Raw genomic sequence first — 22189 nt, 5'->3', positions numbered from 1 at the left:
AACGTTTCCGGCATTCGACGTTTTTTGCAGTCCGCCATAAGCAGATTTGCGTTTATATCAATTTCGATTTGGGCAGATAGTTGCTTGAATAAAAAGCTGTTTTTATTCTGTAAACGGATTTCGCCTTGCTCAAAAGCAAGCGGCGTGGAAAGCAGGTTGCCCCGCTTTCCACATTATTTTCAGTTCAGAGCAGCGTCAGAAATTTCATGTGTCCAAGCGCCTTCAGGCACTTTTGTGATCACCGGATCCGAACCTGCTTGTAGAAGCGATTGAACCGTGCGCTCGTAGTCGGCAATGTCCAGCGCGCCGTTTGAGCCTGCCGTCAGCTTTGCAACTTCCGACATCATACGGCGCTGGTGCTTCTCGGTTTGTGCACCTGAAGCATCATTCTCAAGAACGATGTCTGCGGCTTCGTCGGTGTTCTGCTCCGCATACTTCCAGCCCTTCATAGACGCGCGTACAAAACGAACCATCTTGTCTCTGAATGCCGGATCTTCAAGGTTTGATCCCAAAACATACATGCCGTCTTCCAGCGTCGAGACGCCCTCGTCTTCATATTTGAAAACAACAAGGTCTTCAGGCGTGAGCCCTGCGTCGATCACCTGCCAATATTCGTTGTATGTCATGGTCGAGACACAGGCCGCCTGCTTTTGCAGAAGCGGATCAACATTGAAGCCTTGCTTCAAAACGGTCACACCGCCCTCAGAGCCATCTGTTTTGAGGCCAAGTTTGCTCATCCAGCTCAGGAACGGATATTCGTTACCAAAGAACCAGACACCCAGCGTTTTATCGGGGAAATCAGCAGGTGTCTCAATGCCCGCATCTTTGCGGCACGTCAGCATCATACCTGATGATTTGTAAGGCTGGGCAATGTTCACAAGGTCAAGGCCCTTCTCGCGCGAGGCCAGAGCCGATGGCATCCAGTCCAGCACAACATCAGCACCACCACCGGCAATAACCTGCGCTGGCGCAATGTCAGGGCCGCCCGGTTTGATCGTCACGTTCAGGCCTTCTTCTTCGTAAAAGCCCTTGTCGAGCGCAACATAGTAGCCCGCAAACTGTGCTTGCGTGACCCACTTGAGCTGGAGCGTGACATCGTCATCCGCTTGGGCCGCCGCGGCTCCAAACATCAACGCGCCGGTAAGGGCCCCCTTGATCATGTTCTTCATATTTTCTCTCCTTGTTGGTTTTATTCGTTCTAGTTTCTTTGCGATGGATGCCAGAAGGTTACAGCCTTCTCGATTAGGGCCATCGTCCCGTAAAATGCCGACCCGGCAAGAGCCGCCACTGTTATTTCCGCCCAGACCATATCAAGCGCAAGCCGCCCGACTTCTGTCGAAATCCTGAAGCCCATCCCGCGAATGGGCGAGCCGAAGAACTCTGCCACAATAGCCCCGATCAGGGCCAGCGTGGTGCATATTTTAAGTCCGTTAAAGATAAATGGCATAGCCGCAGGCAACCCGAGCTTGAACAGGCTCTGCCAATAACTCGCACCATAAGTGTTCATCAAATCGGTCTGGATCGCATCCTTGGCACTGAGGCCTGCGACGGTGTTCACCAGCATCGGGAAAAACACCATAATCACGACAACCGCTGATTTTGACTGCCAGTCAAAGCCGAACCACATCACCAGAATAGGCGCCATACCGATGATCGGCAGCGCTGCCACAAAGTTCCCGATTGGAAGCAACCCGCGCTTCAGAAAGTCTGATCGGTCAACAGCAATCGCGGTCAGAAAGGCCGCCGAGCACCCGATAACATAGCCGGACAAAGCGCCCTTGATGAAAGTTTGCACAAAGTCTTCCCAAAGAGTTGGCAAGCTCGAAACAAACCGCGCAGCAATGGCCGAAGGCGGCGGCAACAAAATCGGGCTGATGCTAAATCCGCGCACGAAGCTTTCCCAAAGCACCAGCAAAGTCACGCCAAACAGTGTTGGCACAAGAATTTTGACAAACCGCGTTTGCTCCCCCTTGGCGAGGCGCACGTTAAGCGTCCACATCGCAAGCCAGAACACGACAGCCGTAACAATCCAGCTCATTGCACCATCCCCATTCTGCGCAGGGTGATCCGCTCGATCATTCCGATAAGCGCAACAAGGCTCGCCGCGAGAACAGCCGCACAAATCAGAGCGCTCCATATCTGAATGGTCTGGCCGTAATAGCTACCCGCCAAAAGACGCGCCCCAAGGCCTGCAACGGCCCCTGTCGGCAACTCGCCCACGATCGCCCCCACAAGCGAGGCCGCAATGCCGATTTTGAGCGACGCAAACAAATATGGCATCGAGCTTGGCAAGCGTAGCTTCCAGAACGAAGTCGCCTTAGGCGCACTCCACGTGCGCATCTGGTCAAGTTGCATCTGGTCCGGCGCACGCAGCCCTTTAACCATGCCGACAACGACAGGAAAAAAAGACAGATACATGGAAATAAACGCCTTCGGCAAAAGCCCCGAAACGCCGACCGCGTTGAGCACCACGATGATCATCGGCGCAACCGCCAGAATAGGGATGGTCTGGCTGGTAATCACCCAAGGCATCACCGACATATCCATCGCACGGCTGTAGACAATGCCAACCGCCAGCAAGACCCCAAGCACAGTTCCGAATGCAAAGCCAAGCAGCGTGGCAGAAAGCGTGATCCAGCTGTGCCAGACCAACGAGCGCTTTGACGTGATTTTTTTCAAGACGGTGGTTTCGTAAATCTCTTTCACCACCTGATGTGGCGCAGGCAGCAGCGGCTTTTCCTGGCTCATGGTGTCCGCGACAAGCTCGGAAAATGACAGTGTTTTGTCGATGCGCGACGCTTTGTCTTTTGCCCATGCCGCGTTGAGAGCAATGGCCGCACCATACCAAAGCAGGGCAAGCACAAGCAGGATGCTCAAAACAGGGCCGGCCGTGTGCCACAGCTTAGTCATAGGCGTGCCCTGCCCTCAAGCCTTCGCGCACACGGTGGGCGATATCGATAAACTCCTGGCTCTCACGGATGTCGAGGGTTCTGTCGCGCGGCAAGGTGCTTTCAATCACATCCGCAATCCGTCCTGGGCGCGGCGACATGACAACAATTCTGGTCGACAAAAACACCGCCTCGGGAATGGAATGAGTCACAAAGCCGATAGTCTTTTCTGTCCGCGCCCAAAGTTTGAGCAACTGCTCGTTGAGGTGGTCCCGCACGATCTCGTCCAAAGCGCCAAACGGTTCGTCCATCAACAGGATGTCGGCGTCAAACGCCAAAGCCCGCGCAATACTGGCGCGTTGTTGCATCCCGCCCGAAAGCTGCCACGGGAACTTTTTCTCAAATCCCGCAAGCTCGACAAGCTCAAGCACATTGGCCACACGCTTGGCTTGCTCGGCTTTGTCATACCCCATAATCTCGAGCGGCAGGCGTATATTGCCGCCAATCGTGCGCCACGGATAAAGCCCCGCTGCCTGAAACACATAACCGTAGGCGCGCTTCATACGCGCCTCGGCGGCGCTCATCCCGTTGACAGTGATACTGCCGCCAGTCGGTGCTTCCAGATCTGCCATACAGCGCAAAAACGTCGTTTTGCCGCAGCCTGACGGGCCGATAAAGCTCACAAAATCCCCCTTGTTGATATCAAGGTTGATGTCTTTCAGCGCGTGCACGGGCCCGTCGTTGGTCTGAAAGGTCAGCGACAGATTCTTCGCTGAAATCACTGTTTCGTTCATTTAGATACCTGCCGGAATGTTCTGTGGGTCACGCTCGATCTTTCGCGGTGAGTTCAGCATTTTCCACTGGCTCAGGGCCTTCTGCGCCGAAGAAAACGCAGGGCGCGGCACAAAGCGGCCACGGCCCGGCTGCGGCTGGCTGTTCTGGCCCCAGGCCCAAATCACCTCACCGCGGCTCAGCGTAAACCGCGATTGCGCCTTTACTTCAAAGCCTTCAAAGACGTTATAATCAAGCACCGAATGGTGGTTGCTCGGGCTGATCGTCTTGCTGATCGACGGGTCCCAAACCACAATATCCGCATCAGCCCCTTCCACAATCGCGCCCTTCTTTGGGTAGATGTTGAGGATCTTCGCAATATTGGTCGAGGTCGTCGCGACAAACTCTTCCTTGGTCAAACGGCCCGTTTCAACACCCTCTGTCCACAAGACAGCGAGCCGCTCTTCCAGCCCGTTGGAACCGTTGGGAATGATGCGGAAGTCGTCACGCCCGGCCCGCTTCTGAGCGGTGCTGAAAGCGGCATGATCCGTCGCAACAACCTGCAAGGAGCCCGACTGCAAACCGGCCCAGAGGCTGTCCTGATGGTCTTTGGAGCGGAACGGCGGGCTCATCACACGGCGCGCGGCATGGTCCCAGTCTTTGTTGAAATACTCGCTCTCATCCAGCGTGAGAAACTGGATCAGCGGTTCGCCATAAACGCGCATCCCCTTCTGGCGCGCACGACGGATCGCCTCGTGCGTCTGCTCGCAGGACACATGCACAATATAGAGCGGCACACCTGCCGTATCGGCAATCGTAATCGCGCGGTTCGCCGCTTCGCCCTCAAGCTCGGGCGGCCGTGAGAAGGCATGGCCTTCCGGCCCCGTGATGCCTTGGTCAAAGTATTTCTGCTGTAGCTCGGCCACCAGATCACCGTTCTCGGCGTGTACCATAGGCAACGCACCCAGCTCTCCACAGCGCTTGAACGAGGCAAACATCTCGTCATCCTCAATCATCAATGCGCCCTTGTAGGCCATGAAATGCTTGAAGCTGTTCACCCCCATATCAACCGCGTCTTTCATCTCGTTAAAGACGTTCTCGTCCCAGCCCGTGATCGCCATGTGATAGCCGATATCGCTGCAAATCTGCGGCGCCGACTTTCTGTGCCACTCGTTGATCGCGTTCTTGATGCTGCCGTCCTCGCCGGGGAGACAGAAATCAACAACCATCGTCGTGCCACCGACAGCCGCGGCCCATGTGCCGCTCTCGAATGTCTCAGCCGCTGTTGTGCCCATAAAGGGCATCTCAAGATGGGTGTGCGGGTCAATACCGCCGGGAATCACATAAGCGCCCTCGGCGTCGATATACTCGTCACCAACAAGGTCTTGGCCTATCTGTTTGATGATCTCGCCTTCAATCAGAACATCCGCCTTAAAGCTTCTGTCCGCCGTGCAAACCGTGCCGCCTTTGATAACTTTGGTTGTCATTGTGTTTCTCCCTTTTTGCCCAGATGCGTTGCAGCTCTGAAAGCTATTTATTCAACAATCTCCGCCGTCTCCAAAACCGCTTGCATCAGCACATCCGCGCCCGCCGTGGCCCACTGTTTGGATATCTCTTCCGCCTCGTTGTGGCTCAGCCCGTCAACACAGGGGCACATCACCATAGCGGTTGGCGCAACACGGTTAATCCAGCAAGCATCGTGGCCCGCACCCGAAATGATATTCATATGGCTGTAGCCCATCCGCTCGGCCGCATTGCGCAGAGCCGTCACACAGCCTTCATCAAAGGTCACAGGGTCAAACCCGCCGACCTTCTCAAATGCGATACCAAGGCCCATGTCGTCAGCGATTTTCTGCGCTTCAACACGCAACCGCGCTTCCATATCCTCGATCACCGCAAGGTCAGGTGAGCGCAGATCAACCGTAAATACGGCCTTGCCGGGGATCACGTTGCGCGAATTCGGGTAAACGTCGATATGGCCCGCAGCACCCACAGCATGAGGCGCATGGCTCCAGGCGATCTCGTCCACCTTCTCCAAAATCCGCGCCATGCCGAGGCCGGCATTTTTGCGCATAGGCATCGGCGTTGAGCCTGTGTGGCTGTCTTTGCCTGTCAGGGTAATCTGCGTCCAGCTCAGACCCTGGCCATGGGTAACAATGCCGATGTCCTTGCCCTCGGCTTCCAGAATTGGCCCCTGCTCGATGTGCAACTCGAACATGGCGTGCATCTTGCGCGCGCCAACCTCTTCTTCGCCCTGCCAGCCAATGCGCTTAAGCTCGTCACCAAACTTTTTGCCCTCGGCATCCTCGCGCTCATAAGCCCAGTCTTGCGTGTGAATGCCCGCAAAAACACCCGATGCCAACATGGCAGGCGCATAGCGTGTGCCCTCTTCGTTGGTCCAGTTGGTCACAACAATGGGATGCTTGGTTTTGATGCCAAGGTCATTGAGCGTGCGCAAAATCTCAAGTCCGCCCAACACTCCGAGAATGCCGTCATACTTACCGCCCGTCGGCTGCGTATCAAGGTGCGAGCCCACATAAACAGGCAACGCGTCAGGGTCGGTTCCGCCCCACGTGGCAAACATATTGCCCATCTGGTCAAGCCCCATGGAGCAACCGGCAGCCTCGCACCATGACTGAAACAAAGCGCGCCCCTCGGCGTCTTCATCTGTCAATGTCTGGCGGTTGTTCCCACCCGCAACACCGGGGCCGATCTTGGCCATCTCCATCAGACTGTCCCAAAGGCGTTCGCCATTGATACGCAGGTTCGAGTTAAGTGTCGGCATGTTCCACCCCCAATGGACGTTCCTTGACGGAATATTTTTTGACTATATGGTCAAGTATTGTAGCGACCTGTCTAATCGGTCAAGTTTTATTTGGAAGAAGTGAAGTGTCCTCAGAGCCAATTCCTTTTCGCAAATTTTCTAAGCGCTCCCAAAACCAAAAGGCTATTTTGAAGGCAGCCGAAAAAGTCTTTGCCGAGGCAGGCTACGCTGGCGCCACAACTCAGTTGATCGCCGATGTTGCGGGCCTGCCTAAGGCCAATGTCCACTACTACTTCAAAACCAAAGAAGAGATTTACCGCCGCGTTGTCTACAATATTTTTGACATCTGGATGGAGGCCGCTTCGGCGTTTGAGACAGAGCTTGGCCCCAAAGAAGCGCTGAGCCGCTATATTGATATGAAAATGGATCTTGCCCGCAGCCATCCTTACGGATCAAAGGTTTGGGCCGCCGAAATCATCCATGGCGCGCCGATCATTCAGGATTACCTCGAAGGCCGGCTGATGGAATGGACAAAAGATCGCAGCAAGCATATCGAACGCTGGATCGCCAATGGCGAAATGGACCCGATCGACCCTGCGCATCTGCTCTATATGATTTGGTCCACAACCCAGCATTACGCCGACTTTGGCCACCAGATTGAAACTTTGAATGGCGGTAAACCATTTAGTGACGCACAATGGAAAGCCGCAAAACTCTCGGTTAAAACAATCATTCTAAAGGGCGTCGGCCTATCAATTGACTAGCACGAAAAGGTAGCTTTGCTTCGAGATGGCCAGATCACAAACAACCAGAAAACCAACCCGCATTCAGCGCGAGAAGACCCGCGAAATCCTTGAAGCCGCGCTGGACGTCTTTTCCGACAACGGCTTTCGCGGGTCGACAATCGACATGATCGCAGAGCGCGCAGGTGTCTCCAAGCCCAACATCCTGTACTATTTCGACAACAAGGAAGCCATTCACAAAACGCTCCTCGCCGCCCTGCTCAAAACATGGCTCGCCCCGCTCTACGCACTGGATGAAAGCGGAGACCCGATTGAGGAAATTTGTGAATATGTCGCCCAAAAGCTCAAGATGGCGCAGGAGTTCCCCCGTGAAAGCAAGCTCTTTGCCAACGAAATTCTACAAGGTGCACCGCATGTTCTGCCCGAGCTTCAGGGTGAGCTGAAAGAGCTTACACAACAAAAGGCCGACGTCGTTTCCAACTGGATCAAAGCGGGTAAAATCGCGCAAGTCGATCCGCGGCACCTGTTTTTTTCGATCTGGGCGACAACCCAGCACTACGCTGACTTCGACATTCAGGTGCGCGCCGTATCGGGCGATGGCAAAGACCCGTTCGAGACGGCAGGTCCATTCCTCGACAACATGTATCGCGCCCTCCTCACCCCTGCGACTTGAGCAGCAAAACAAGCGCCAGCACCGTAAGCACCACCCCGACCAGATCAACCGCCGTCGGCGCCCCCCTCCCCATTGCAAGCTGCCAGACAATCACCCAACTGGGGATCAGATAGGTATGCGCCATCACCTTGACAGACGGCAGGCGCAGCGCTGCAAACTGGATCAGGGAAAAGGTCGCGGCGCTGGCGAAAAACGTCAGATAGAGGATCACCCCCCAAACCTGCAGGCTCAGCGCCGCGTAGTCGGTCTGCACGAGACCTTTGGCGGCAAAAGGCAGAGTCACAACCAGCGCACCAAGGGTAATCGCGAAGGTAAATGCATTTGCCGGCTCACCGCGCTTGAGCTTGCGCACCAAGGGCGCATAAAGCGCGTAAAACGCCATGCCGATAAAGAAAATCAGCTCGCCCCGCCCCATGCGAAACGCCAGAAGCTGCGCAATATCACCCCGAAAGATCACCCAGATCGCGCCAACAGCCCCGACCAGAAGCGCGAACAACACGCGCTTTGAGGCCAGCTGGCCCAGCAGGAAATACCCGAAAACACCAGAGATCAAAGGCGTCAAAGTGAACTCGACAGACAGCGAAACAGCAGGCGCCGTTTTCAGCGCTTCAAACATCAAGATGAAGTATAGCGCCGTGCATCCGCCCAAGACAACGTAGCGCCAGGGCGCGCGAAACTCTTGGCTGTGCGCTGCCAGCGAAGGCCACGCCATCACACCAAAAAGAACCGCAGTCAGCGCAAACCTGATGGCCGTCACCACCAACGGTGAAACCTGATCCGCGATCAGCGCACCAAGGGCAAACGAGCCGGCCACCAGCGCCGCAAAGCACATCATCGCGAGGTGTCCGGCTAAGTCACCCCTCATAACGTGCCTTGAAGCTCACTCGGCAGCAACAGCGCCCGGGTTGTTCGGGTGTGTCGTCCAGTCGCCATGCTCTTTTACCACAAGTTTCTTGGTTCGCTCGTCAACCGTCCCAGGTTCTTGCGCAACCATGGTGATGCAATCCTCAACGGGGCAAACCTCAACACACAGGTTACAGGCAACACACTCCGCGTCATTCACTGTAAACACACGATCAGCCGACATCAAAATCGCCTGATGCGAGGTGTCTTCACATGCCGCAAAGCAACGCCCACAGCTGATACAATCGTCTTGGTTGATTGAAGCCTTGGCAACATAATTGAGGTTAAGATACTGCCAGTCGGTCACATTCGGCACAGCCATGCCGACAAAGTCGTCCATCGAAGTATGGCCCTTCTCGTCCATCCATTGCGACAAGCCGCTGATCATCTCCTGAACGACCTTGAAGCCATAGGTCATAGCAGCCGTGCAGACCTGCACGTTGCCACAGCCAAGCGCCATAAACTCGGCCGCATCGCGCCATGTCGTGATCCCGCCGATACCCGAAATAGGTAAACCGGCCGTCTCTGGTGAGCGGGCAATCTCCGCAACCATGTTCATAGCAATCGGCTTCACGGCAGGCCCACAATAGCCACCATGCGTGCCCTTGCCATCAATCGTCGGCTGCGGCGCCATCGCATCAAGATCAACCGATATGATCGAGTTGATCGTGTTGATCAGAGAAACGGCATCGGCCCCTCCGCGCATGGCAGCAGCGGCAGGCTGGCGAATATCGGTAATATTGGGTGTCAGCTTCACAATCACCGGCTTTGAGTAATATTGCTTGCACCAGCGCGTAACCATTTCGATATACTCGGGCACCTGCCCGACAGCAGAGCCCATGCCGCGCTCGGCCATACCATGCGGACAGCCGAAATTAAGCTCGATCCCGTCCGCACCCGTCTCTTCGACAAGCGGCAGAATGGCCTTCCAGGCCTCTTCCTCACAAGGCACCATGAGCGAAACAACAATGGCACGGTCCGGGTAATCCGCCTTCACCCGCTTGATCTCTTCAAGGTTCTGATAAAGGTCGCGGTCGGTGATCAACTCGATGTTGTTGAGGCCCAGAACGCGGCGGTCAGCACCATGTACAACGCCATAGCGCGGGCCGTTCACGTTCACCACAGGTGGCCCCTCCGAGCCAAGTGTCTTCCATACGACACCGCCCCAACCCGCCTCGAAAGCGCGACGCACGTTATACTCTTTGTCCGTCGGCGGCGCCGAAGCCAGCCAGAACGGATTTGGTGACGTAATCCCAACGAAGTTGCTTGTCAGATCTGCCATTGTAATACCCTCTTTCTGTTCTAGCCCAAAAGTGTGGCGTGAATATCAAGCGCCGCATCGCGGCCTTCTGCAACGGCTGTCACCGTAAGGTCATCGCCCCCCGATGCACAGTCACCGCCCGCCCAGACCTTGGGCGCGCTGGTGCGTCCGTTTTCGTCAACTGCAATCTTGCCGTTCTCCAGCTTCAATGCCTCCGGCGCGCCCGTCAGGTTCTGGCCAATCGCCTTAAACACCTGATCCGCAGGCAGGCTGAAGCTCTCGCCGGTGCGCGTGAGTTTGCCCTTTTTTGTCTTGGTATAAGCAAATTCAACGCTCATCGCCTTGCCGTTTTTAGCAACTTTCATCGGCTGCGCATTATAGATAATCCGCACACCATTGGATGTCGCCAACTCCTGTTCATACACAGACGCACTCATGCTTTCCTTGCCACGCCGATAGACAAGCGTCACATCCTGCGCGCCCAGAAGCTTGCTCTGAACAGCCGCATCAACAGCCGTCATTCCCCCGCCAATCACCACAACGTTGCGGCCGATCTCGACCTTGGCCAGATCATTGGCTTGCCTCAGATCGGATATGAACGAAACGGCATCCACGACGTGTTCAAGGTCTTCGCCCTCACAGCCCAAAGCATTGACGCCGGACAGCCCCATGCCGAAAAACACAGCATCATGATCCGTCTGCACATCGGCCAGCGTGATATCTTCACCAAGAGCCACCCCGTATTTGATGGTGATCCCGCCAATCGACAAAAGCCAGTCGAGCTCTTTTTGCGCAAAATCATTAACAGCTTTATAAGCCGCGATGCCAAATTCATTCAGCCCCCCGCCCTTCTGGCGCGCCTCATAGATTGTCACATCATGCCCGAGTGTCGCGAGCTTGTGCGCGCAGGCAAGCCCCGCCGGCCCCGCACCGACAATCCCGACAGACTTACCCGTCGCCGCCGCGCGCTCGAACGGATGCGTTCCCTCGGCCATAAGCGTGTCGGTCGCATAACGCTGCAACTGCCCGATCAAAACAGGCTTGCCCTCGGCAACCTCACGCACACAGACCTCTTCGCAGAGAGTTTCGGTAGGACAAACCCGCGCGCACATGCCGCCCAGAATATTCTGTGAAAAAATCGTCTTCGCCGAAGCCTCCGGAGTGCCGGTGCTGATCTGGCGAATAAACAACGGAATATCAATCGACGTCGGACACGCCGTCACACAGGGTGCATCATGGCAAAAGTAACACCTGTCCGCAGCGACAAGTGCTTCATGGTCCGACAGCGGCTCATGAAGGTCGCTAAAACTGTCGGACAAGTCCTGCCTCTCTTTGCGGCCCGACACGATTCCCGAGGTGGATAAAGAATTAGCCATTTGCGTCTCCAATTTTTCACTTCTTACAAAAGAGGCTACTCGCGAAGTAATTTTTTATCAAATGGTAAATTTTAAGCACCTGCTCAAGGGATAGGCTGTCCAGCAGATGCCCCTATTATCCCGAAGGAACCAACGGCTGCCGATTAAGTCCGATCGCGGCGGAATCATGTCGTGAAGCCCGCAGCCGCGCACGCCGTATTAACTTAATTACGGTTAACCTTTGCCCCGTTTCGGAGGTGCACGGGTTGTGCACGCATGGTGCACGCATATCACCCCCCTGTTTTGAAGCGGTCCCCTGTATATTAACCCCACCGTGCGCACGTGTTACAAAGAACGGATATGGTCGCCCTCCTCAGATGCACGTTTTCTCTTTCCTCAGTCAGCCTTGCTACCGGTTTCGACCAGAAGAGTTTGAGTGGGGAACGGAATATTTATATCCGCTTCATCCAACGCCTCTTTAACCTTGCGCTTCATATCGGCTTGATACTGAAAATAATCAGAAGAATCACACCAGACACGCAATAGAAAATCAACGCTGCTGCCTCCCAAGCTGTTTACCTGCAAGAAAGGTTCAGGCTCGGAGTGAGATCGTTCGTCCGCCATGACGGTGTCCCGAATAACCTTTTCAGCTTTCGCAAGATTAACCCCATAGCCTACACCGAAAGTCCATTCCGCACGGCGCGTCGTGTAACTAGAATAGTTTTTGATGGTATTGCCCCAAACTTCCGAGTTCGGCACCACGACCCGCACATTCGATGTGTCGGCGATCTCGGTGTAATTAAGTGTAATTTCTTTGACGGTTCCCACAACGTTGTTGACCTCCACAAAATCACCGATCTTAAGCGGACGAAAAAGAATAATCATTACGCCAGCAGCAACATTGGAAAGAGTTCCCTGCAAAGCGAGACCAATGGCTAGACCCGCAGCACCAATCACTGCGATGATTGATGTTGTCTGAACACCAAACGTGTTGAGAACAAAGAGGCCTGTAAACGTTAAAACAGCATATCGAACGATATTGCCAAAAAAGTCGAATAACGTTTCATCCAAATTACGGTGATTTTGGGCTACTTTTTTAATCTTACGACGCAGAAATCCTGAGACCATAAAGCCTAGAATGATAATAAGCACTGCCGCGACAGCGTTTCCTGCAATCCCGAGCAAAGCCTCCAATGTCAGAAGGTCCGCAACCGACTTCCCGTTATATATATCCATTTGAACGAAGGATACGAGCTTTCCCCAAAGCGTTGTGTCTTCACCTTCAATTTGCTCCATAATCTTCCCAATTGTGTCTTATATGACGGCGTAAATTTGCGCCGCAGATTTTCAAAAAAACCGCCGCCTTTCAGCGGCGGCGACTTGGCTTACCGTATTCGGGCGTTGATTAGATCGAACCCATAAAATCGTCGACTTCTTTCTTCGCCTGTTCTTTCGTCTTGCCGTATTTGGCCTGGATTTTACCTTCCAAAGCCTCACGGTCACCGTTGATTTCAGCGACTTCATCATCTGACAACTCGCCCCATTTGGCTTTTACGTTGCCTGTCATTTCTTTCCATTTACCGTTAATTTGATCCCAGTTCATGATGTGATCCTTTCATTTAGAAATTGAATTACAGGCGTCTGAAACGCCCCTCTCAAAATCCAACGCGTCTTTGATAAGATCGTTCCATACAATCGGGTGATTTTTGCACGAAGAGATGGTTTTTATTGTTACTGCTTTTGGAACTTTTTTCTGTTCGAGGTGTTTGCTCTTTGTAAACGCCACAACATCGGAGGAAGTATAATGGAATATGCAGGTTTAGGCGGGTTAATCGTTCTAGCGTTGAATATCTGGGCTATTATTTCAATTCTTGGATCAGCCGCATCGACCGGAACGAAAGTGCTTTGGACATTGCTTGTCCTCGTGCTTCCAGTGATCGGCTTCATCATCTGGCTTATTGCCGGACCAAAAGGTGGCCAGCGCGTGACCTGAGGCAAAACGGCAAGTTCATCGGTCGTGCGGGGCAATCTGCACTTCCTTGCCTTGTCATCAGAGCTAGCATCTTGCGCAAGGATAGTTAATGAGTAACGCAAAGAAATCGGCTGCACCAAATAAAGCGGCAGTGGCAATTCACCCAATGACACTTGCCAATGCTTGTTTCGTTATTTTAACCATAATTGTCGTCTTTACGGTTCTTTTAAACGCAAAAACCGTGTTTGCACCTGTTATCGCGGCACTGCTTTTAGGCCTTATCCTCACTCCATTGTCAGATATCTGGGAAAGGCTGAAGCTACCTGCGGCGCTTTCAGCTCTCCTGTCGATGCTTCTTGCTTTAACAAGCATACTGCTGTTGCTGCTTCTAATCGAGCCCTACGTCACCAAGGCAATAGAACGTGCCCCTGTGATTTGGAATGAACTACGAGAAACCATCGAGGAACTAAGACGGTTATTGCGCGGCTTGGAAGATATGTCAGAAGATCTCGCCAAAGCAATAGAGCCTGCCGAAGGCGACACCGTCGCAAATACTGAAGATTCTGAAGAGGCGGTTAACCTTCCGTCAATTAGTGACGCCTTGTTTTACGCGCCTCAATTTGGCGCTCAATTCATGATTTTCTCTGGCACGCTCTATTTTTTCCTGATGGTAAAAAACGACCTGTATGACTGGGTAAGCGGTGCGTCAATTCACATCAATGGAGACGATCTTCGTCAAGCCGGTGAGAAGGTATCTCAATACGTTCTGACAATCAGCGCAATAAATTTTTGCTTTGCAGTTCTGGTGGCCATCGTCATGCGCCTATACGGAATGCCATCACCTATTTTATGGGGGATGCTGGCGTTTGGGTTGAACTTCGTTCTTTACCTTGGCCCAATCGCTTTAGCAGGCTTGTTAACTGTAACAGGGATCGTTGTGTTTGATGGTGCATACAGCTATCTACCTGCGGCAACCTATCTTGCCATGAATGCCACAGAGGGGCAGTTTGTAACACCAACTTTGGTTGGCAAAAGCTTGTCGATAAATCCGCTCTTGGTCTTTCTGTCTCTGGTGTTCTGGCTTTGGCTGTGGGGGCCTATTGGTGGGATAATCGCAATACCCCTGCTCGTCTGGGGGGTGGCCATTTATGATGGATTAACGGCTCACGCGATTTCCTCGGGGACACCGGGCAAATTGCGGCCCACGAGTTCAGCCGGGTCTTCCGCGTAAGGCACGATAAAGCCCTGACGTTTTTCTGGAGGAAGTCCTGCATTTCTCTTCGCAAGTTTGGACCAGGCAGAACAAGCCGTTTCTTGCTGGAAAAGGGCTTCATCAGCGGTATCCCCCAACCAATGCTTGAAGCTGCGGGTTTGCAAATGCCTTGCCTCTTGTGGGGTTGTCGTTGTCACACCTGCTTCAGTATCCCAGCACATGCTACGACCATTAAGGTTCCCAGAAGACACGATAGCATCCACGCCGTCAAATATAGAAACCTTTGCGTGCAAATAGATGATTGGAGAACCATAAAGGCTAGCACGCCCTTTTGATTTCGCACTTTCTTGCTGCACTGGTGAACCAATAAACACGCGTGCGCCGAATGCTCTGCGGATAATATCAACACATTGGCACTGCAAGTGCTCGCCATAAGCAACATCACTGCTCTTCTCATTGCCAAATGCAGCTTCTTCCGGAGCGGCTGGCAGGATAATGATCAACGTAAGGCCAGAAGCCTCTTTCGCACGGCGTGCAAGTTGTTTTGCAAGTGTACGATCCCTTAAATACTGCGTCTCTAAGTATATCAGCGATGATGACCTCCCGATCATTTCACGGTGCGCCGTTGCGATCTCGGAGACGACTGGTTTGGGAGACATGAATGGTAAATCGACAGCGCGCCTAGCAGAAATTGTTCGCAGAAGAAAATCGGTCTTGGTGGGTTTTGCACCACGAACGACACGCTGAAATTCCCGAAGGTGATCTGCGGCTTCTCGAGCGACGGGACCATCAACGATGATTTGAGTGTCATGCCACGTCTCCGAAGCCTTGCGGTCGTGATTAGGTGTATCATAGCGGCGATCATCCAAATCAAGACCACCAATGTAAAGCCGGCTGTCATCAAAAACAGCCAGTTTCTGATGATGCGTAACAGGATAAAGCCGTGGTGGTGGAAAGCGGCGAGCGGCCAGTTTTTGACCGTGATATCTTACCAAAGGCCGCACATAGGGTGCTCGATTAAGTATATCTGTTCGAGCTGCCGGAGGTTTCTGGTTTATGTCTTCCAGGCTGGTGTTGATTTCTTTGATCATACGCGGCCAAAGCAACAGTCGCGGAAGAATACCGACGCTCGCAGGATGCATTGCCGCCGTTACCTTCAGCAAATGAGGATTCTTTGACAGCTCAGCAGCTGCATATATTGCGCGCACACAATTCCAACTGTGAATGTGGAAATTCATGCGCGCAACCGGATCGAAGTCACTGATAGTAAGCGTGATTTGGACACCACGGTCTAAAGTGTCTATCAGAAGGTCAAACCATATTTGACCGACGCGCTTTGCAGCTTGAGACCGAAGTTTTGTCCAAGGGTCAAATACCCGGAAACTGGCGAGAATCTCATGCTCAGCAAGCATGAATTCACGCTCCAGAGCAGGATAAGCCTCCGATGCGGTGAGCAATACTTCAAAAAGCCGCGGAGTATGTGAACGCATTAGAAGTCACGGTTTTCTGGAACGAAGTCAGCAATCGTAAACCGCAAAGTCAAAGCGTAACTTTTTGCGGTTTCTTTCAGCTCGATCTGCCCCCCTAGCTGAATGGAAAAGGCATTAATCAACTGAGTTCCCAGCCCCGTGCTTTCTCTATCGGCATTATCGCCGATCGAATTGGCAAGCGTGAGCACACACTCAGTATCTTCTTGCTTAAGAGAAACCTTAACCCAAGCCCCCTCCTCTTGCGTTTGGCCTATATACTTCATCGCGTTTGTCATGCCTTCAGCGACCAACAGCGAAAGCGGAACAACCTGATCAGGATAGAGCCAAACGGGATCAAAATCAGCATTAATGTCTAGTGCGTCATTGGAGTAAGCGGCAACTTCGGCTGACTTTTCAACAATCTCGCTTAGCAAAGCTCCAGCGTTAACCAATCCACCATTCTTCGATTGGTACAAATCCCTGTGAATGGTTGCAAGGCTGAGAACGCGATCCTGCAATCGTGACAACATCGAGCGCGTCTCTTCATGCTTTGCCGTTCTGATCTTCATGTTCATAATTGAAGAAATCAGTTGAAGATTATTTTTAACACGGTGATGCACTTCCTTGATGAGGACATTCTTTTCTCTCAGGATGTCCTCCATCTCGGCTTCCTCACGCAGAATGCTGGCGGTCATTTGGCCAAAATTATCCTCAAGCGCTTGAAGCTCGTTCGGCATTATCGGAGTTTTAGTCGTCTCTGCTATTATGCGGTGCTCCGCAAAATTATCCATGTCTCTGCGCATTCGTGCAAGATGGCGTAGAACCAACATGTAAACGGAGAGTATTGCCACGGCCATACTGGCCATCCACATGAGTATCGGAAAGACGGCCGGTCCGATACTGGCCCTAAAAGAAGTCCCGTTGCGATTTTCAACGTCCCATATTCCGATGACCTTAACACGGCTGCCTACTATAGGCGCAAAAGTATAAGCGCGCCTGAAGCCATTCTGGTTTTTACTTTGGAACGTGGCCCTTTGAATAAGTGCAAGAGACTGAAGCGTTAGCCCCTCTGGCAACTCGTCTTCCGCACTCTCCAGCCCACCTCGCGCGGTTAAAATATCCCCGTCTTCGTTGATCGTTATGAGGTTCAAGAGGCCAAGACTGGTGAGGTCATCGTCTGTATCAGGTAGCACATCGTGTGGGATCGACACGGATACAAATCCGGCAAAAACGCCGTCAATTTCAAATGGCTCCGAAACATTAAAGATGGAGACACCACTCAACGGAGCGTGTTTATTAACTAAAATTTTACGTTGTTTTTCAAGTAGTAGTTGTTGGATGTTTGGTGAGTCAGATAAGTCGTAAACTTCATCAGCCGAGCTACAAGATACAACGCCCGTTGGAGGCAGGATCCCAATAAAACTATAGGCGTCATTTTCGTTCAAGAATGCCTTGAGGTCTCGCTGGCAGCGCTCGGGATTCTCGATATACTCCTCAGCGATGACGGAAAAAAAATGCGCGGCGCCTATAGCCCGTTCGATAATTAACTCTTCATTCATAGCTGCGCGCTTGGTTAGAGCCAACAATGTAAGACCGTTGTTTCTCTCAACCTCCGCCTCGACCTGATTTGTCTGATTAATTGCAATCGCACCAAGCGGGAAAAGTGCGAGAGATAAAAGCACAACAATCTGCACACGCAGACTGTTATACCACTTGCCTGCTATCATGAAGGCATCCCCGGAGTTGCCACGACCGCCATCGTCGCCGTGTCAGTCATCTCTAGAGCTTCATCTTCATCAAGCTTCAATAACTCGGTTAATTTGGTACGCGCCCGATTGACTCGACTTTTCATTGTTCCGGTCGCAACCCCGCAAGTTTCACCCGCCTCTTCATAGGAAAACCCGTTTGCCCCGACAAGAATGAGCGCTTCGCGCTGCTCATCTGGTAATTGCTCGAATGCTTGCTTGAAATCCCGCATTTGCAAACGTCCGTCGTGTTCCGGCTTGACCGATAGTTTGTCTGAAAATGCGCTGTCGACATCAGCCACTTCACGGTTCAGCTTGCGGCGGCTTGAATAAAAGTTGTTACGCAAGATCGTAAACAACCATGCACGCATATTCGTTCCAGCTTGGAACTTGTCCAAGTTTGTCCAAGCCTTTAGGACAGTGTCCTGCATCATATCGTCAGCCGTCGCGCCATTGCGAGTAAGACTGAGCGCAAACGCTCTCAAAGCGGGCAGATGTGTTACCAGCTCGTCTTTTGGATCAAGATCATTCATTTTTTTTGCTTCAACTCTTCATCTTGCGCCCGAAGCACAGACAGAAGGTCGACAATCTGATCGGGCATCTCGTCACTCTCGAGCTCGGAGAAAACCTTTTTCAGGTTCTCATCAATATACTCCGCGATCTTGGCTTTTTTAGCATCGCTTCTACTTGTCATCTTGTCTCATCGCCTCATATCCTGCCAAAAACCTTCATTCAACGTGGAACCAAACGCTCAGGCGCGCGTTTGGTTCCACAATTATTGTAAATAAGGTGAGAAAAATGAACAGCACCAAAGCCGCGGCCAATTTTTCAGACTTGATCGCTTCCGAACTTCCCTATTTGCGCAGGTATACCCGCTCGCTTACGGGATCGCAGGCGCGAGGAGACAAATATACTGTCGCGACACTTGAGGTGATCCTAAAAGATCGTAGCTCATTTGAGAATGATAACCCAGTTAAAGTAAACCTTTTCAAATGCTTTCATGCAATTTGGAGTACATCAGGCCAGACGTTTGTCGACCCTGAAGATAGTTTGCGCAGCCGGGCACACGGTTTGCTTGCCAATCTGACAACAAACTCGCGCGAGGCGCTTTTATTGCGCACGATTGAAGACTTCAGCCTCGAACAGGTGGCAACCATCATGGATACCAACATTGATGAAGTTCGCAGCTTGATAAGCAAAGCAAATGAAGAACTCGCCGATAGCTTCAAGGGGCGCGTGATGATCATCGAAGACGAGCCGATAATTGCCGCAGACCTTTCGGCCATCGTGACCGGTCTTGGCCATGACGTTACAGGTATTGCCCGGACACACACTGAAGCAATCAAATTGGGACGAGACCATAGTGCCGATTTGATTCTGGCAGACATCCAGCTGGCCGACAATTCGTCTGGAATTGATGCTGTTAACGACTTGCTTGAGCTTATGGACGTTCCTGTGATTTTTATAACGGCATTTCCCGAACGCCTACTGACAGGTGACCGGCCTGAGCCTGCATTCCTGATTTCAAAGCCATTTCACGAAGAGCAAGTGAGATCCGCAGTTAGCCAGGCGATGTTTTTTGCATCCACCGACACACTAAAGGCATAAAAATAAGCCTGCGAAATTCATTTTCGCGGGCTTATTAATTTTCTTGTACGTATTGGTTAGCATTTCTACATCTGCGGCCACAAATTCATCCATGATCCCTACCAATTTCTGAGGCGCACCTGGCCCTTGCCACGGTACGCACTCTCCAACTCATCAACTGCGTAGGTTTATCCTCGCGAAACTTTCTTTCCGCCAATGCAGCAACATGAAACGGTTGTCTTATGGCTTTGATGATCTCCTGTTCGCAGCAGTTTTGTTATTTGCGAACTGCACGCATTATCAGCGTGCCCACAAACAATATCAGAAAAACCACAAACAAAACTTGTGCGATGCCTGCTGTGGCCGATGCAATGCCCCCAAATCCAAAAAACGCCGCAATGAGCGCAACGACAAAAAATACCAGTGCATAGTATAACATAAGATGTTCCCTTCTGTTCAGGTAGCGCCGCTCTTTGCGGCGCTGTCTACTCAAACAACAGGCATGTTACTCTTTCGGTTCCACGCTATTTTTACTTTTTACAGGGAACCCAATCTTGCCATCACACGTTGGTTGGTCAGTTAAGTAAAAGGAGATAGATCATGGCAACCACAATAAAAAAGCTCAATAAAGGCACTGATGCGGATGATTTGAGTGCGCAGGTAGAAACGTTGCGAGATGATATTGTTGACCTTACACAAATGATTGCCGACCTTGGTAAATCAAAAGGGTATGAAGCGGCTTCCGCTGCAAAAGCCAAGGCAACCGATGCGCGCGAAAAAGTTTCTGACCAAGCTGAGGCTGCACGCCAGCAAGCTCTTGCCCTGCAGGGTCAGGCAAACGATTTTGTACATAAGCAACCTGCAACTGCGTTGGGTATTGCTGCCGGACTTGGTTTTCTAATCGGCTTTCTAGGTGCACGGAAGTAACCGATGTTTGGTATTGAGAGAAAAGTGGCCCATACGGTCAAACGCGCAGGCCTTCTTACGGGGGGCCTGCTTTTGTGTTCTGTCGGAGCCGGTTTTTTAACCGTTGCAGGCTGGCTGATATTGCTACCGCTTGTGGGCACTGCGACAACCGCTTTGATTGTGGCGTGCGTTTATCTCGGGTTTGGCTTGATAATGCTCGCAATAGGATCGACGAGGAGAAGGGATAATCTGAAGCCACCTGCTGAAGAGAAGGCACCATCAACCGATGGTCCACCAATCATGCAGGCCTTCCTATTTGGCCTTCATGCCGGAGCCCAAGCCGACCGCGGGAAGACCTAGGATAAGGCGTTCAAGATCATTGATGTTGTAAAAGGAAGCTCGATAACGACCGATGGCAGGTCAGTGTCAGGAGCCGAACCGATAAACACAAGCTTAGCACCGTTATCAACACAGTCCCGCAAAACATCTATACACTCTTCCGTCACCAGAACTGAATTTATAAGAATCGATGTGGGTACTAACGATAAATTGCTAGGTGACAGAGCGTCCGCCACCAATTCGCTGATATAGACGGAACTTTGTGGGAATGCGGCCGCGACAGTTCCAAGCAGATCCATGCTGATGATGGGATCCGACTCTATAATAACAAAGGCTCGGTTAAGATGTGCGCTACTTTTCTGCATCATCTACGCGTAATGCTAATCGCCACAGCGCGCATTAATCTATGACATATCGGAGAGCTCTTTATGGCGACTAAATGCGAAAACTGTCCGCTAAGGCAACGTGACATATTTGAAGACATGTCAGCAGATGAAGTTCGCTTCATGCAACGATTTAAAGTCGGTGAACTTATTGTTGATGCAGGCACGCCGATTCTGATGGAAGGATCAAACAGCCCGCAACTGTACACTGCCCTTCACGGGATGGGCTTACGGTACAAACTGCTCCGGAACGGTAAACGACAAGTTGTCAGTATGATATTCCCTGGAGATTTCATAGGCCTGCAGGCGGGTGTTATGGGGGAAATGGGCCATTCTGTCGAAGCAACCACAAAGATGACCCTGTGTGTGTTTGATCGATCCGAAATGTGGACCTTTTTTAGAGAACGCCCCGAAAGGGCCTTTTCACTCACGTGGCTGGCAGCGGTAGAAGAGCACTTTATGGGTGAGGCATTATCTACTGTCGGGCAACGTACAGCCATTCAAGCTGTCGCATGGGGCCTGGCGCGCGTGTTCATAAGAGGGAGCGCGCTTGGACTTGTAAACTCAAATGTAATGAAGTTCCCCTTCAAGCAACAAGACTTGGCGGACGCATTAGGCTTGTCTCTCGTTCACACAAACAAGACGCTTGCTGCCTTAAGATCCAAACAGCTCGCCCATTGGTCCGACGGCACGCTGCGTGTCCCTGATCTAAACGCGTTGGCCGATGTCGCGTTGATGGATGAACTCGAAGCATCACCCCGACCGATAATGTGAGAAATGGTGACACTAAATTAGCGTTAATAGCTTTTAGCAATTACCCACCCTATGCCTAGAGCGGAATGATTACCATACGCGTTAGCATTCCGAGCCCCAAAAGAGTTGCCGCAACGGATGCCGAAAGCGCAAGCATCCATAGCGCACGTGAAAAAGGGAATATCACGGAGGGGTTCTGCCAACTCAAGCGTAAATATTATTTTACACTTTTCAAAGTCAGTTCGCCTGACCGACCACATTGCTACGCCAATCTTTATTTCTTCGCGTCCCTCCACCACAAACAGGCCGTCGAGAATACAGAGACAAACTGTCTGATCTTGCTGCCATTTTAGATGAACAATCCATATCCGGCAGCCATGTCTCTAAACTCTCGCGCACTCAATGAATGCAATCAGTCTAGTTGAAATGATTTTCATGTGGGTTTCTGGCGGACAGGAAGACCG

At 52.0% G+C, this 22189-nt stretch carries 24 protein-coding genes; 8 read left to right on the top strand and 16 right to left on the bottom strand.

Going from position 1 to position 22189, the window contains the following annotated elements; all coding sequences use genetic code 11:
- Positions 1-179: 179 nt before the first annotated feature.
- From OE750_RS04000 to OE750_RS03975, 6 genes are read right to left on the bottom strand one after another with little or no spacing between them, the layout of a single operon-like run.
- A complete protein-coding gene (locus tag OE750_RS04000) occupies positions 180-1169 on the bottom strand; it encodes an ABC transporter substrate-binding protein (protein ID WP_263761642.1) in 990 nt (329 codons plus the stop codon).
- A 29-nt stretch (positions 1170-1198) separates the two neighbouring features.
- Entirely contained in the window at positions 1199-2038 is an 840-nt protein-coding gene (locus OE750_RS03995) for an ABC transporter permease (RefSeq protein WP_263761640.1), read from the bottom strand.
- Positions 2035-2910, bottom strand: coding sequence for an ABC transporter permease (locus OE750_RS03990; protein ID WP_263761637.1), 876 nt, complete (start codon positions 2908-2910; stop codon positions 2035-2037). The genes OE750_RS03995 and OE750_RS03990 overlap by 4 nt, the downstream gene beginning before the upstream one ends.
- Complete coding sequence (locus tag OE750_RS03985; RefSeq protein ID WP_263761635.1) at positions 2903-3682, bottom strand: ABC transporter ATP-binding protein; 780 nt, start codon at positions 3680-3682, stop codon at positions 2903-2905. The genes OE750_RS03990 and OE750_RS03985 overlap by 8 nt, the downstream gene beginning before the upstream one ends.
- The gene (gene hydA / locus OE750_RS03980; protein ID WP_263761633.1) at positions 3683-5146 is read right to left on the bottom strand and encodes a dihydropyrimidinase; all 1464 of its coding nucleotides are present in this window, start codon (positions 5144-5146) and stop codon (positions 3683-3685) included.
- 47 nt (positions 5147-5193) lie between these two features.
- Entirely contained in the window at positions 5194-6444 is a 1251-nt protein-coding gene (locus OE750_RS03975) for a Zn-dependent hydrolase (RefSeq protein ID WP_263761630.1), read from the bottom strand.
- Positions 6445-6608: 164 nt separating this feature from the next.
- On the opposite strand from OE750_RS03975, the gene OE750_RS03970 reads away from it, so the two are divergent.
- Together OE750_RS03970 and OE750_RS03965 are read left to right on the top strand one after the other, a co-directional pair.
- Positions 6609-7187, top strand: coding sequence for a TetR/AcrR family transcriptional regulator (locus OE750_RS03970; protein WP_412176198.1), 579 nt, complete (start codon positions 6609-6611; stop codon positions 7185-7187).
- 25 nt (positions 7188-7212) lie between these two features.
- Positions 7213-7839 carry a TetR family transcriptional regulator C-terminal domain-containing protein gene (locus OE750_RS03965; protein WP_263761626.1) on the top strand — a complete coding sequence of 209 codons (627 nt, stop codon included), beginning with the start codon at positions 7213-7215 and terminating at the stop codon, positions 7837-7839.
- Here OE750_RS03965 and OE750_RS03960 read toward each other — a convergent pair.
- From OE750_RS03960 to OE750_RS03940, 5 genes are all read right to left on the bottom strand, one after another.
- Positions 7823-8704, bottom strand: a complete 882-nt coding sequence (locus OE750_RS03960; RefSeq protein ID WP_263761624.1) for a DMT family transporter — start codon at positions 8702-8704, stop codon at positions 7823-7825. The two genes, OE750_RS03965 and OE750_RS03960, sit on opposite strands and share 17 nt — an antisense overlap.
- Before the next feature lie 15 nt (positions 8705-8719).
- The gene (gene preA, locus OE750_RS03955) at positions 8720-10024 is read right to left on the bottom strand and encodes an NAD-dependent dihydropyrimidine dehydrogenase subunit PreA (protein ID WP_263761622.1); all 1305 of its coding nucleotides are present in this window, start codon (positions 10022-10024) and stop codon (positions 8720-8722) included.
- A 20-nt stretch (positions 10025-10044) separates the two neighbouring features.
- Positions 10045-11379: an NAD(P)-dependent oxidoreductase gene (locus tag OE750_RS03950; RefSeq protein ID WP_263761620.1), complete on the bottom strand. Its 1335-nt coding sequence runs from the start codon at positions 11377-11379 to the stop codon at positions 10045-10047.
- A 375-nt stretch (positions 11380-11754) separates the two neighbouring features.
- The gene (locus OE750_RS03945; RefSeq protein WP_263761618.1) at positions 11755-12654 is read right to left on the bottom strand and encodes a mechanosensitive ion channel family protein; all 900 of its coding nucleotides are present in this window, start codon (positions 12652-12654) and stop codon (positions 11755-11757) included.
- A gap of 109 nt (positions 12655-12763) precedes the next feature.
- Entirely contained in the window at positions 12764-12961 is a 198-nt protein-coding gene (locus OE750_RS03940; RefSeq protein ID WP_263761616.1) for a CsbD family protein, read from the bottom strand.
- A 201-nt stretch (positions 12962-13162) separates the two neighbouring features.
- Between OE750_RS03940 and OE750_RS03935 the strand changes: the two genes are divergently transcribed.
- Positions 13163-13351, top strand: coding sequence for a PLDc N-terminal domain-containing protein (locus tag OE750_RS03935; RefSeq protein ID WP_263761614.1), 189 nt, complete (start codon positions 13163-13165; stop codon positions 13349-13351).
- An 88-nt stretch (positions 13352-13439) separates the two neighbouring features.
- Positions 13440-14561, top strand: a complete 1122-nt coding sequence (locus OE750_RS03930; RefSeq protein WP_263761612.1) for an AI-2E family transporter — start codon at positions 13440-13442, stop codon at positions 14559-14561.
- Here OE750_RS03930 and OE750_RS03925 read toward each other — a convergent pair.
- The 4 genes from OE750_RS03925 to OE750_RS03910 are packed head-to-tail and all read right to left on the bottom strand — an operon-like array spanning position 14495 to position 18451.
- Complete coding sequence (locus OE750_RS03925) at positions 14495-16033, bottom strand: phospholipase D-like domain-containing protein (RefSeq protein WP_263761610.1); 1539 nt, start codon at positions 16031-16033, stop codon at positions 14495-14497. The two genes, OE750_RS03930 and OE750_RS03925, sit on opposite strands and share 67 nt — an antisense overlap.
- Positions 16033-17739 carry a sensor histidine kinase gene (locus OE750_RS03920; protein ID WP_263761608.1) on the bottom strand — a complete coding sequence of 569 codons (1707 nt, stop codon included), beginning with the start codon at positions 17737-17739 and terminating at the stop codon, positions 16033-16035. The genes OE750_RS03925 and OE750_RS03920 overlap by 1 nt, the downstream gene beginning before the upstream one ends.
- Entirely contained in the window at positions 17736-18290 is a 555-nt protein-coding gene (locus OE750_RS03915) for an RNA polymerase sigma factor (RefSeq protein ID WP_263761606.1), read from the bottom strand. Before OE750_RS03915 ends, OE750_RS03920 begins: the two co-directional genes overlap by 4 nt.
- The gene (locus OE750_RS03910; RefSeq protein ID WP_263761604.1) at positions 18287-18451 is read right to left on the bottom strand and encodes a NepR family anti-sigma factor; all 165 of its coding nucleotides are present in this window, start codon (positions 18449-18451) and stop codon (positions 18287-18289) included. Before OE750_RS03910 ends, OE750_RS03915 begins: the two co-directional genes overlap by 4 nt.
- Positions 18452-18555: 104 nt before the next feature.
- Between OE750_RS03910 and OE750_RS03905 the strand changes: the two genes are divergently transcribed.
- Complete coding sequence (locus OE750_RS03905; RefSeq protein ID WP_263761602.1) at positions 18556-19365, top strand: response regulator; 810 nt, start codon at positions 18556-18558, stop codon at positions 19363-19365.
- Positions 19366-19621: 256 nt separating this feature from the next.
- Here the strand turns inward: OE750_RS03905 and OE750_RS03900 are convergent, their stop codons facing one another.
- Entirely contained in the window at positions 19622-19783 is a 162-nt protein-coding gene (locus OE750_RS03900; protein ID WP_263761599.1) for a DUF1328 domain-containing protein, read from the bottom strand.
- Between the two features lie 161 nt (positions 19784-19944).
- Between OE750_RS03900 and OE750_RS03895 the strand changes: the two genes are divergently transcribed.
- From OE750_RS03895 to OE750_RS03890, 3 genes are all read left to right on the top strand, one after another.
- Complete coding sequence (locus OE750_RS03895) at positions 19945-20271, top strand: DUF883 family protein (protein ID WP_263761597.1); 327 nt, start codon at positions 19945-19947, stop codon at positions 20269-20271.
- 3 nt (positions 20272-20274) lie between these two features.
- Entirely contained in the window at positions 20275-20610 is a 336-nt protein-coding gene (locus OE750_RS18180) for a phage holin family protein (protein WP_412176194.1), read from the top strand.
- 407 nt (positions 20611-21017) lie between these two features.
- Positions 21018-21746: a Crp/Fnr family transcriptional regulator gene (locus OE750_RS03890; RefSeq protein ID WP_412176193.1), complete on the top strand. Its 729-nt coding sequence runs from the start codon at positions 21018-21020 to the stop codon at positions 21744-21746.
- The last annotated feature ends 443 nt before the right edge of the window (positions 21747-22189 follow it).

This window comes from Lentibacter sp. XHP0401, from assembly GCF_025751535.1.
Taxonomy (GTDB): domain Bacteria; phylum Pseudomonadota; class Alphaproteobacteria; order Rhodobacterales; family Rhodobacteraceae; genus Lentibacter.
This window is presented reverse-complemented; position numbering and strand designations above follow the sequence as displayed.